Source organism: Arthrobacter dokdonellae (genome assembly GCF_003268655.1).
Classification (GTDB): domain Bacteria; phylum Actinomycetota; class Actinomycetes; order Actinomycetales; family Micrococcaceae; genus Specibacter; species Specibacter dokdonellae.
In genome coordinates this window covers 2,706,042-2,717,576 of sequence record NZ_CP029642.1, presented here as the reverse complement: position 1 = coordinate 2,717,576, position 11,535 = coordinate 2,706,042, and the positions used below count along the sequence as shown (strand labels likewise).

The following is an 11,535-nucleotide window of genomic DNA, read 5'->3' as shown; positions in this document are numbered from 1 at the left end:
ATGTTGCTGGGACTTGGGGCCAAACATGACAAATCAAGGAGTTGCCAGTGCCAGTGGATACGCAAATCACCATTAAAGTCGACGGCGAGACGACGACGGTGGCCACCGGCACCACCGCAGCGGAGCTGTTTTTTGAACGCCGCGAAGTCGTGGTGGCCCGCGTGGACGGCGTCCTGACCGACCTGGACACCCGGCTGGCCGAGGGCACCGCCGTCGAACCCGTCACCATCGACTCCCCTGACGGGCTGAACGTGCTCCGCCACTCCACCGCCCACGTCATGGCCCAGGCCGTGCAGCAGCTGCGCCCCGACGCCAAACTGGGCATAGGGCCGTACATCACCGACGGCTTTTACTTCGACTTTGACGTGGCCGAGCCCTTCACGCCGGAAGACCTGAAGACACTTGAGAAGACGATGCTCAAGATTGTCAACCAGAACCAGAAGTTCGTCCGCCGCGTGGTCTCCGAAGACGAGGCACGCGCCGCCATGGCCGACGAGCCGTACAAGTTGGAGCTGCTGGGCAGGAAGTCCGACGCCGACACGGCCGGCGAGGGCGTCAACGTCGAGGTGGGTGCCGGTGACATCACCATCTACAGCAACATCGACCGCAAGAGCGGCGACGAAGTCTGGTGCGACCTCTGCCGCGGGCCGCACCTGCCCAACACCAAGCTGATCTCCAACGCCTTTGCCCTGACCCGGACTTCCGCCGCCTACTGGCTGGGCAACCAGAACAACCAGCAGCTGCAGCGCATCTACGGCACGGCCTGGCCCACCAAGGACGCCCTGAAGGCGTACCAGGAGCGCATGGCGGAGGCAGAGCGCCGCGACCACCGCAAGCTCGGCGCGGAACTGGACCTGTTCTCCTTCCCGGACGAGCTGGGCTCCGGCCTGCCCGTCTTCCACCCGAAGGGCGGGATCATCCGCAAGGAAATGGAGGACTACTCCCGCAAGCGCCACGTGGAGGCTGGCTACGACTTTGTCTACACGCCGCACATCACCAAGGCCAACCTCTACGAAGTCTCCGGGCACCTGGACTGGTACAAGGACGGCATGTTCCCGCCCATGCACGTGGACGCGGAACTCAACGAGGACGGCACGGTGCGCAAGCCCGGCCAGGACTACTACCTCAAGCCCATGAACTGCCCGATGCACAACCTCATCTTCCGCTCCCGCGGACGGTCCTACCGTGAACTGCCGCTGCGCCTGTTTGAATTCGGCTCGGTGTACAGGTACGAAAAGTCCGGCGTGGTCCACGGACTGACCCGTGTGCGGGGCATGACCCAGGACGACGCACACATTTATTGCACGAAGGAGCAGATGAAGGACGAGCTGACCACCACGCTCAACTTTGTCCTGTCCCTCCTGAAGGACTACGGCCTGACCGACTTCTACCTGGAACTGTCCACCAAGGACCCGGAAAAGTTTGTCGGCTCCGACGAGGTCTGGGAGGAAGCCACCCAGACACTGGCCGACGTCGCCACGGCCTCCGGACTGGAACTCGTGGCCGATCCGGGCGGGGCAGCGTTCTACGGACCGAAGATCTCCGTTCAGACCAAGGATGCGCTCGGCCGCACCTGGCAGATGTCCACCATCCAGCTGGACTTCAACCTGCCCGAGCGCTTTGAACTGGAATTCCAGGCCGCCGACGGCACCCGTCAACGTCCGGTCATGATCCACCGGGCCCTGTTCGGTTCCGTGGAACGCTTCATGGGCGTGCTGACCGAGCACTACGCCGGGGCGTTTCCGGCCTGGCTCTCGCCCGTACAGGTGGTGGCCATCCCCGTGGCCGAGGCATTCAACGACTACATGTTCGATGTTGTCGCGAAGCTCAAGGAGCAGGGCATCCGTGCCGAGGTCGACATCTCCAGCGACCGCTTCCCGAAGAAGATTCGTACGGCCAGCAAGGAAAAGGTCCCGTTTGTGCTGATCGCCGGCGGGGACGACGCCGACGCCAACGCCGTCTCCTTCCGTTTTCGCGACGGCAGCCAAGACAACGGCGTGCCCGTCGACGAGGCCGTTTCACGGATTGTCGAAGCCGTCAGGAACCGTACGGCGTGACCGAACAGGGTGTGGCGTCCATGCAGGACGACTTTGAGCTTCCGGGGGTGCCGGACGCCTTCCAGCGGCTCTGGACGCCGCACCGGCTCGCCTACGTCAAGGGCGGGCAGGAGCAGGTCACCGGCCCGCACAACTGCCCGTTCTGCGAGGCGCCGGGGCGCAGCGACGCGGAATCGCTGATTGTCCACCGCGGAACCCTTGTCTACGTAGTGCTGAACCTCTTCCCCTACAACCCCGGCCACCTCCTGGTGTGCCCCTACCGCCACGTGCCCGACTACACGGACCTTACCGTGGAGGAGACGGCGGAGTTTGCCGCGGCGTCCCAGCAGGCCATGCGCGTGCTGCGGGCGGTGTCCAACCCCTCCGGATTCAACCTCGGCATGAACCAGGGCGCCACGGGAGGGGCTGGCATTGCCTCGCACCTGCACCAGCACATCGTGCCGCGCTGGGGCGGAGACGGAAATTTCCTGCCCATCATCGCCGGCACCAAGGCCATCACGCAGACACTTGGCGAGGTCCGGGAGCAGGTTGCCGACGCCTGGGAGGGCATCGGCTGACGGTCACCAACCATCACGAGGAACGATCAATGCTGAACAAATACGCCCGCGCGCTCTTCGCAGCCATCTTCACGCCCGTTGCGGCGCTGCTGGTGCGCCTGAAGGTGTCGCCGGACGCCGTCACGATCGTGGGCACGCTGGGCGTTGCCGCCGGGGCCCTGGTCGGCTACCCCATGGGTCAGCTGTTCTGGGGCACCGTGGTCATCACGGTCTTTGTCTTTTCCGACATCGTCGACGGCCTCATGGCACGCATGCTCGACCGTTCGGGCCGGTGGGGTGCCTTCCTGGACTCCACCCTTGACAGGGTGGGGGACGGGGCGGTCTTCGCCGGGATCGTCATCTGGTTTTACACCGGCGGCCACAACTCCTTCATCGCAGCCATGGCCTTGGCCTGCCTGGTCCTTGGCTCCATCGTCTCCTACGCGAAGGCCCGGGCCGAGGGACTGGGCATGACCGCCAACGTGGGCATCGCCGAGCGTTCCGACCGGCTGGTGGTAGTGCTTGTGGCGACCGGGCTCGTGGGCCTGGGCATCCCGGAAGCAGTGCTCGCCGTCGTGCTGGTCCTGCTGGCCCTTGCGAGCCTGGTGACGATCGTCCAGCGCGTGGCCACTGTACGCCGCCAGGCCCTGGACGGCAATCTGCCCGCCGAACGGTAACAGCGGTTTCAACCCGGGCGCCGGGCGGGAATAGAATGGGCGTACCCGTGTGGCATGCCACGTTCGGGCAAAACAATTTTTTCGTTCCTTCCCAGAGGGGTTTTTGTGTCTACAAGCGATGTATCAGCGGTAACGGGCAGCAGCCGCGTCAAGCGGGGCATGGCCGAGATGCTCAAGGGCGGCGTCATCATGGACGTGGTCAATGTCGAGCAAGCCAAGATTGCCGAGGATGCCGGCGCCGTTGCCGTCATGGCGCTGGAGCGCGTCCCCGCGGACATCCGCGCGCAGGGCGGCGTCTCGCGAGCCAGCGACCCGGACATGATCGACGCCATCATTGCCGCGGTCTCCATTCCGGTCATGGCCAAGGCCCGCATCGGACACTTCGTCGAGGCGCAGGTGCTGGAATCCTTGGGCGTGGATTACGTGGACGAGTCCGAGGTCCTCACCCCGGCCGACTACGAGCACCACATCGACAAATGGAACTTCAAGGTTCCCTTCGTCTGCGGCGCCACCAACCTCGGCGAGGCGCTGCGACGCATCAACGAAGGTGCGGCCATGATCCGTTCCAAGGGCGAGGCCGGCACCGGGGACGTCTCCAACGCCACGGGCCACATGCGCAAGATCCGCACGCAGATCGCCCAGTTGGCGGCCCTGCCCGAAGACGAGCTGTACGTGGCCGCGAAGGAACTGCAGGCACCGTACGAGCTCGTCAAGGAAGTTGCCGCGACCGGCAAGCTGCCCGTGGTGATGTTCACCGCCGGCGGCATCGCCACCCCGGCCGACGCCGCCATGATGATGCAGCTCGGCGCGGACGGCGTGTTCGTCGGCTCCGGCATCTTCAAGTCCGGCAACCCGGCCCAGCGCGCCGCCGCCGTCGTGAAGGCCACCACGTTCTACGACGACCCCAAGGTCATCGCGGACGTCTCCCGCGGCCTGGGCGAGGCCATGGTGGGCATCAACGTCGCCGACATCCCCGAGCCGCACCGCCTCGCCGAGCGCGGCTGGTAGCGCCGGGGAGGCGGACGGGTTCCGCCGCCCCTGTCATAACGACGACGAGTCCGTCGGGACCTCACGGTCTTGGCGGGCTTGTTGCCGTTGGCTGCGGGTCCGCTATTGGGGCAGGTGGTGCCACCAGGTGCGGCCCTTGCCGATGAGCTGGAAGCCGCGGCCCCTGTAAAGCTGAAGCCCCTCGGGGGTGGCGTTGAGCAGCAGGTGCTCCGCCCCGGCGTCGGACGCAGTTTCCGCCAGGCAGTCCAGGAGGGCAGTGCCCAGCCCGTCACGGCGGTGTTCGGGGGCCACATACATGTCAAAGATGCCGGCCAGGTGCTTGGCGCCCTGTTCGGGAGGCATGAAAAGGTACGACTGTCCGGCCCATTCTTCGCCGTTGCGCGCCGTGGCCAGCCATGCCTGCGGGGGATCGAGGCTGCAGACCCCGTCCGTGGGCGTGTCGATGCGCACCCGGTCGTCCCGCTCCCGTGCGCCCGGGCCGACCTCTTGCAAGCCACCAGCATCCGTGCCAACCGGTCCGGGACCGAGCGGCGCCGTCATCCACCACGGCTGCCAACCGCGCTCGAAGCGGTGCCGTTCCAGCTCGGTGCTATTGACCGCGGCGTTCAGCCAGACGCCCACCGCGGCGGCTCCGCGGCGCTCCGCCTCGGCCATGGCGGGCAGGAGCCCGGCGTCGGTGATCTCGGTGGGGAACATGCACAGCATCTCCCGCGATTCGGGCAGCCACACCCAGTCCATGCCGTACGTGCCGAAGGCGCGCCCGCCGGTGGCCGCGGCCTGGGCCTTGAACCAGGCGTGCTGGGTGCGTTCGCAGTCTGCGAGGGTCACCACGGTCTAGGCCAGGCCCCTGCGAGCCAGCAGCGGCTCGGTGTCGGCGTCCCGGCCGGCAAAGTCGCGGAAGGCCTGCAGTGGAACTACCGAGAAGCCGCGGCACAGCAGCGTTGACCGGAAGTGTTCGCCGTTGGCACGCGAGAGCCCGCCGTTCGCCTTGAACCAGGCAACGGTGTCGGCGTCGAGCACCTCGCTCCAAATGTACGAGTAGTAGCCGGCCGCGTAACCGCCGGCAAAGATGTGGTTGAAATAGCCGGTCCGGTAGCGCGGCGGAACGGCAGGCAGGTCCACGCCGGCCGCGGCCAGCGCCGCGGCCTCGAACGCCAGCGGATCCTCCACCGTGGTCCCGGCGGGCAGCTCGTGCCAGGCCAGGTCCAGCAGGGCGGCGCCCAGATACTCGGTGGTGGCGAAGCCCTGCCCCCACAGTGAGGCGGCCCGCAGCCGCTCCGCCGTGCCGTCCGGCAGCGGCTCCCCGGTCTTGTGGTGCCGGGCATAGTTGGCCAGCACCTCAGGCCACAGGATCCACATCTCGTTGACCTGGGAGGGGTACTCGACAAAGTCGCGCGGCACGTTCGTGCCCGAGAACTTCGGGTAGCCGACGTCGGAAAACAGCCCGTGCAGGGCATGGCCGAACTCGTGGAAGCAGGTCACCACCTCGTCGTAGCTCAGCAGCGTGGGCTCGCCCTCCGGAGGTTTGGCGATGTTGAGGTTGTTGACGACGACGGCGCGTGTCCCGTCGAGGGCCGACTGCTCCACGAAGGAGTTCATCCAGGCCCCGCCGCGCTTGGTCTCGCGCGCGTAGTAGTCGCCCAGGAACAGTCCCAGGGCGGAACCGTCCTCGTTGAACACTTCCCAGACGCGCACGTCGGGGTGGTACCCGGCCAGGTCGGTCCGCTCGGTGAAGGACAGCCCGTACAGCTTGGAGGCGGCGTAAAACACTCCGTTTTCCAACACCGAGTCCAGCCCAAACCAGGGGCGCAGGGCGGCGAGATCCACGCCGTAGTCGTCCCGGCGGACCTGCTCGGAGTAGAACGCCCAGTCCCACGCCTCGATGGCGTGTCCGGCCGTCGCGGCAAGCTTCTCCGCCTCGGCCCGTGCGTTGCGCACTGCCGCGGCAGTGATGGGGGAGAGCATGGCGTGCACCGCCTCGAGCGACGGGGCCGTCTGCGGTTCGATGGAACGCTCCGCCTCGCAGGCATGGCCGAGCAGGGCCGCCCTTTCTGCGCGGAGCGCGGCCATGGCGGCCGCCAGCCCCAGCACGTTGGAGCCGTCCGCGCCACTGCCCCGGCCTACGGAGGCCAGGTGCAGCCTGCGGCGTGTCTCCCGGTTGGTCAGCACCTCCAGCGCCGGCTGGGCGGTGGGCAGGATCAAGGTCAGCAGGTAGCCGGAGCCGTGCCCGGCGGCGCGCGCCGCGGCCGCCGCGGTGGCAAGGTCGTCGGCGCTGAGCCCGTCGAGCTCCGCCGCGTCCTGGACATGCACGGCGGCGTCGTTGCCCGCCTGCGTGACCCGTTGGGCAAACTGCGTGCTGAGGGAGGAGAGCTCCCCGTTAACGACGCGCAGCCGCTCTTGCCCGGCTGCGTCCAGCCCGACGCCCGCGCGGGTGAAGGCCTTGCGGTATTCGTCCACCAGCCGTGCCGACTCCGCGTCCAGCCCATCCGTGGGCACGTCGAGGAAGCGCCGGTGGAGGGCCCCGTTGAGCAGGATCGTGTCGGCGTGCCCGGCCAGGCGCGGGGCGATCAGCTGTTCGATCTCCTGGACGGCCGGCGTTCCGTCGGAGCCGGCAATGTTGAAGAACACGTTGGCCACGCGCGTGAGCACGGCGCCGCTGCGCTCCATGGCCGCCACGGTGTTAGCGAACGACGCCGGTTCCGGGTTCGCGGCGATCGCCGCGACCTCCGCGAGCTGCTGGGCAAGGCCCGCCTCAAACGCCGGCAGGTAGTCGGCGTCGCGGACGGAGGCGAAGTCGGGCAGCTGGTACGGCAGCGTGCTGGGCGCCAGAAACGGATTCCTGGAAAATTCCAAAGTCATGGTCCGACTCTTTCACGTTTTGACCCAAGGACGACGGCGAAACGTACGTTTCGGCGTCGTCCTTGGGTTGTGCCCGCCCCGGCGGGGTCCACTGCGTCTGCGCGGGGCGCTGCCTACTTCCGGGTGAACACCAGGGACATCGGCGTGGTTTCCGTGGTCTGGCCCTGCGGGTTGTCCCGGAAGATGTCCTGCAGCACGGCCTTGGTGAGCGCGGTGTCGTGCCCCAGGGCCACCACGCCCAGGTCATTGGCGTCCATGATCGCCGTGCCGGCAAACGTGGCGGCGTATTCGGCCGGCACCGATTGGCGGACCAGGGCGCTCAGACGGGCCGCGACGCCGTCGGGGTCCAGAGGCGCGTATTTGACGGAGTGGGTGGACGTGCCCACCTGGTAGCCGGCGGCGCCGTCAATGGCGTTGATGTTGTGGCCCACCACGTCGTAGAACACGCCGGACTTGCCCTGCAGCTTGCCGATCACCGAGCGGGCGGAGGCGTACATGATCCGCGGCAGGCCCACCTCGTCAATGGCCAGCTGCATGGACCAGGGACTGGCCAGGCCGATCCCGCCGGGATTGCGGGTGACGAACTTGCTGAAGACCCGTGCGGCGCCGGAGACCTTGATGTCCCAGACCGGGATGGACCGGCCCTGGGTCATGGCCACGATCTTTTCGGAGACGAACAGGTACCAGGGGGTGTCCGCCGTCACGGCGCCGTGGTCGCCCCCGGCGGCGGGCAGGCCGTCGAAGAAGCGCCTGACGTACCGCATGACGGTGGGGTCGAAGTCGGTGTCCTTGTAGAAGACCTCGGTGCGCAGCGGGTAGCGGCGGAAGGTCCCGGCGCCGTCGGGCACGGTGATGTCCAGCTGCTTGTCGGCGTTGGGGATGTAGTCGCTCTTGCCCTCGATGCCGGCCTTGACTTCCTCGACGTCAAAGAACTCGCGCAGCCACAGCTCGGTGTTGATCAGGCGCCAGAACACCATGGTGGAGCCGGCGGACTTGCCGCTGAGGTATTCCTCAAAGGCATAGATGACGGCGTCCTGGTCCCAATACGGGCGCGAACCGAAGGAGGAGGACAGGAAGATTTCGTAAATCTTTTCCTTCATCAGCGAGAACCACTCGGCTTCGGGGGTGGTGAAGCCGATCTTGTTGCGGCGGTTGCTGATCATCTCCGGCAGCAGTCCGCGGGTGGCATCGCGCAGGATGCGCTTGTTCCAGCCGCCCTTGATGATGGATTCATCGTCGAGGCTGAACAGGAACTTCACGACTTCCTTGTCCAGGAACGGCACGCGGCCCTCCAGGGAGAAGCGCATCGTGTTCTTGTCCTCGTACCGCAGGACGGCCGGCAGCGACTTGTGGAACAGATCGTCGATGAGGCGCAGCTTGAGGTTGTCCGGGATGTTGGAGAAGGTCTCGGACTTGTACTTGGCCGTGAACTTCTTGTTCAGCAGGGGGGTGATGCCGCTTGCCTTCTTGAACGCCAGGGCGCCCTGGATGCGGAAGCGGGCCAGCCGGAACAGGATGTCCGAGCTGGAGGCAAGTTCCTTGGCGAGCTTGCCGTTCTGACCGCTCTTCTTCAGCTGGCGCAGGTAGGCGAAGTAGTACGGGATGTAGCCGGCCATCATCTCATCGGCGCCCTGGCCGTCGAGCAGGACGGTCACGTGCTTGGAGGCCTCGCGCATCACCTGGTACTGGGCGTAGGGGCCGGAGGAGATGATGGGCTCCTCCATGGTGCGCACAAAGTCCTCCAGGTCCTCGACAAACTCGGAGGCCTGGGGGTGGATCTTGTGGCTGGTGACGTTGCCTTCACAGCGGGCCAACACGGCGTCGGCGTACTTTTCCTCGTCATTGAGGGAGTTGGGGAACACGGCGGAGAAGGTCTGCTGCGTGGCCCCCAGGGAATCCGTGGCGGCGGCCTTTTCCTGCATGAGCTTGTTGATGGTGGCCACGACGGCGGAGGAGTCCAGCCCGCCGGAGAGGGCCGTGCCCACGGGGACTTCGGACTGCAGGCGCAGGCGCACGCCCTCCGTGAAGCGTTCGCGGTATTCGTCGATCACCGCCTGAGAATAGGGGGTCTCGATCTTGGCCAGCTCGGCCAGCTCTTCCTTCAGCCGCGTGTAGGGGCTGATGGTGATGGTGCCGGCCGGGCCGGTTTCCGTGGCCGTGGTGTTCAGGACCAGCTTTTCGCCCGGCATCAGCTTGTGTACGCCGGCAAAGAACGTCTCGGCTTCCTCGTCGTGGATGCGGAATTGCAGGTAACGGAACAGGATCCGCTCGTTGACTTCCTTGTCCAGCTTGCCGGCGGCCAGCAGCGGCTTGATCTCGGAGGCGAACAGCAGGGTGGGGGCCTCGGCGGTGCCCGCCGTGGCGTAATACAGCGGCTTGATGCCGAAATGGTCGCGCGCCAGCACCAGGCGGCTGTTTCTGCGGTCGTGGATGGCCAGGCCGAACATGCCGTTGAACCTGTCAAAGGCCGCGTCGCCCCACTCCTCGTAGGACTGGAGCACCACTTCGGTGTCGGACTTCGTGGAAAAGGTGCGTCCCAGGCCCTCGAGCTCGGCACGCAGGTCGAGGTAGTTGTAGACCTCGCCGTTGTAGACAAGGACGGTCTCACCGTCGGCGCTGTACATCGGCTCCTGCCCATGCGCCACGTCGATGATGGAGAGCCGCCGGTGCGCGAGACCTACGTTGCCATCGGCATGGATGCCCTCCCCGTCCGGCCCGCGGTGCACCATGCACGTGTTCATTGCCTGCAGGAGAGTTTCGTCTTCCCCATAACCGTAGTACCCGGCGATTCCGCACATGCTGAACGTTCCTCATCTGTTGTTCGTCAGTCCACGGACCATGCTACTTCCTTGCCGGTGGACGGCCGGCCAGGCCTCCCGGCGCGCGGGGTGCGCAATCGTGTGACATTGCGCCCATCTATGATGGAAAAGTGAGTGCACCCATCCCTGAAATTCCCCTGTCCGGCAACGGATCGCGCCCCCTCGTCGGAATCCTGGCCCTCCAGGGCGATGTGCGTGAACACGCCCGCGCCCTCGAAGCCTGCGGGGCGCGTGTCGTGCCGGTCCGGCGCCCGTCCGAGCTGGCGGCCGTCGACGGACTGGTGCTCCCCGGCGGGGAGTCCACCACGATCGACAAGCTGACCCGCATCTTTGGGCTGCGGGAGCCATTGCGCGACCGCATCCGGGAAGGGCTGCCGGTCTATGGCAGCTGCGCCGGGATGATCCTGCTCGCCGATGAAATTGCCGACCCCGCCACGGACCTGGCCGGCAAGGCGCAGCAGACGCTGGGCGGGCTGGACATCACGGTGCGCCGCAACGCTTTTGGCCGCCAGGTGGATTCCTTCGAAACGGAGCTGCAGTTCACCGCGCTGGCGCCCGCAGGCGAACCGGAAAAGACTGTCCACGCCGTCTTCATCCGCGCCCCATGGGTGGAACGCGTCGGGGCCAGCGTGCAGGTCCTTGCTAGTGTGGAAATCCCCGCAGCGGCGCACCCTTCAGCGCAAAACGGTAGAATTGCACCCAAGGTACGTGCCGTTGCCGTGCGTTCGCAGCACTTGCTGGCCACCTCCTTCCATCCGGAAGTGACGGGCGAGCGCCGCATCCACGGACTTTTTATTCGCATGATCAGAGGAGAAGCGTAACCATGTCAGGCCACTCCAAATGGGCGACCACCAAGCACAAAAAAGCCATCATTGACAGCCGCCGTGCCAAGTCGTTTGCCAAGCTGATTAAAAACATCGAAGTTGCCGCACGGGGTGGCGGTCCCGACCTGGTTGGCAACCCGGCCCTTGAGCTGGCCGTGACGAAGGCCAAGAAGACCTCGGTGCCCGCCGACAACATCGACCGCGCGATCAAGCGCGGTGCCGGCCTGCTCGGCGACGCCGTCGACTACCAGACCATCATGTATGAAGGCTACGGCCCGCAGGGCACGGCCATCCTCATCGAGTGCCTGACCGACAACAAAAACCGTGCCGCCTCCGAGGTCCGCCTGGCTGTGGGCCGCAACGGCGGCACCATGGGCGATCCCGGCTCCGTGGCGTACATGTTCACCCGCAAGGGGATCGTGGGGCTGCCCAAGAACGGCCTGACCGAGGACGACCTCCTCATGGCCGTACTCGACGCCGGGGCGGAGGAAGTCAAGGACGACGGCGAAAATTTCGAGATCATCTCCGACACCGCGGACCTGCCCGCCATCCGCGCGGCCCTGACCGACGCCGGCATCGAGTATGACACCGACGACGCCGGCTTCGTGCCGTCCATGCAGGTGGAGCTGGATGTGGACAACGCCCGCAAGTTCATGAAGCTCTACGACGCGTTGGAGGACCTGGACGACGTGCAGAACATCTACTCCAACGCCGACATGAGCGAGGACGTCCTCGCCGCCCTCGGAGAGGATTAG

General features: G+C 66.3%; 9 protein-coding genes. 6 read left to right on the top strand and 3 right to left on the bottom strand.

From position 1 onward, the window contains the following. The first annotated feature begins 47 nt into the window (after positions 1 to 47). The 4 genes from thrS (at position 48) to pdxS (ending at position 4,278) form a co-directional block, all read left to right on the top strand. The gene (thrS, locus tag DMB86_RS12095) at positions 48 to 2,057 is read left to right on the top strand and encodes a threonine--tRNA ligase (protein WP_113718033.1); all 2,010 of its coding nucleotides are present in this window, start codon (positions 48 to 50) and stop codon (positions 2,055 to 2,057) included. Between the two features lie 20 nt (positions 2,058 to 2,077). Then, a complete protein-coding gene (locus tag DMB86_RS12090; RefSeq protein ID WP_113719536.1) occupies positions 2,078 to 2,614 on the top strand; it encodes an HIT family protein in 537 nt (178 codons plus the stop codon). Between the two features lie 29 nt (positions 2,615 to 2,643). Beyond that, entirely contained in the window at positions 2,644 to 3,270 is a 627-nt protein-coding gene (gene pgsA / locus DMB86_RS12085) for a phosphatidylinositol phosphate synthase (RefSeq protein ID WP_113718032.1), read from the top strand. Positions 3,271 to 3,429: 159 nt separating this feature from the next. Continuing rightward, positions 3,430 to 4,278 (top strand): pyridoxal 5'-phosphate synthase lyase subunit PdxS, encoded by an 849-nt coding sequence (pdxS, locus tag DMB86_RS12080; protein WP_236783372.1) that lies wholly within the window; start codon positions 3,430 to 3,432, stop codon positions 4,276 to 4,278. A gap of 102 nt (positions 4,279 to 4,380) precedes the next feature. Here pdxS and DMB86_RS12075 read toward each other — a convergent pair whose 3' ends face one another. The 3 genes from DMB86_RS12075 to asnB all read right to left on the bottom strand — a co-directional run bounded on the left by DMB86_RS12075 (position 4,381) and on the right by asnB (position 9,935). Beyond that, on the bottom strand, positions 4,381 to 5,109 hold the full coding sequence (locus tag DMB86_RS12075; RefSeq protein WP_113718030.1) for a GNAT family N-acetyltransferase: 729 nt from the start codon (positions 5,107 to 5,109) through the stop codon (positions 4,381 to 4,383). 3 nt (positions 5,110 to 5,112) lie between these two features. Further along, positions 5,113 to 7,137: a M3 family metallopeptidase gene (locus DMB86_RS12070; protein ID WP_113718029.1), complete on the bottom strand. Its 2,025-nt coding sequence runs from the start codon at positions 7,135 to 7,137 to the stop codon at positions 5,113 to 5,115. A gap of 113 nt (positions 7,138 to 7,250) precedes the next feature. Continuing rightward, entirely contained in the window at positions 7,251 to 9,935 is a 2,685-nt protein-coding gene (gene asnB, locus DMB86_RS12065; protein WP_113718028.1) for an asparagine synthase (glutamine-hydrolyzing), read from the bottom strand. Between the two features lie 143 nt (positions 9,936 to 10,078). Here asnB and pdxT point away from each other — a divergent pair, with 143 nt between their 5' ends. Both pdxT and DMB86_RS12055 read left to right on the top strand, forming a co-directional pair. After that, the gene (gene pdxT, locus DMB86_RS12060) at positions 10,079 to 10,777 is read left to right on the top strand and encodes a pyridoxal 5'-phosphate synthase glutaminase subunit PdxT (protein ID WP_113719535.1); all 699 of its coding nucleotides are present in this window, start codon (positions 10,079 to 10,081) and stop codon (positions 10,775 to 10,777) included. A 2-nt stretch (positions 10,778 to 10,779) separates the two neighbouring features. Then, positions 10,780 to 11,535, top strand: coding sequence for a YebC/PmpR family DNA-binding transcriptional regulator (locus DMB86_RS12055; protein ID WP_113718027.1), 756 nt, complete (start codon positions 10,780 to 10,782; stop codon positions 11,533 to 11,535).

Coding starts and splice junctions, on each gene's coding strand:
- DMB86_RS12090 (WP_113719536.1), top strand. CDS start 2,078: ATGCAGGACGACTTTGAGCTTCCGGGGGTGCCGGACGCCTTCCAGCGG.
- pgsA (WP_113718032.1), top strand. CDS start 2,644: ATGCTGAACAAATACGCCCGCGCGCTCTTCGCAGCCATCTTCACGCCC.
- pdxS (WP_236783372.1), top strand. CDS start 3,430: ATGGCCGAGATGCTCAAGGGCGGCGTCATCATGGACGTGGTCAATGTC.
- DMB86_RS12070 (WP_113718029.1), bottom strand. CDS start 7,137: ATGACTTTGGAATTTTCCAGGAATCCGTTTCTGGCGCCCAGCACGCTG.
- asnB (WP_113718028.1), bottom strand. CDS start 9,935: ATGTGCGGAATCGCCGGGTACTACGGTTATGGGGAAGACGAAACTCTC.
- DMB86_RS12055 (WP_113718027.1), top strand. CDS start 10,780: ATGTCAGGCCACTCCAAATGGGCGACCACCAAGCACAAAAAAGCCATC.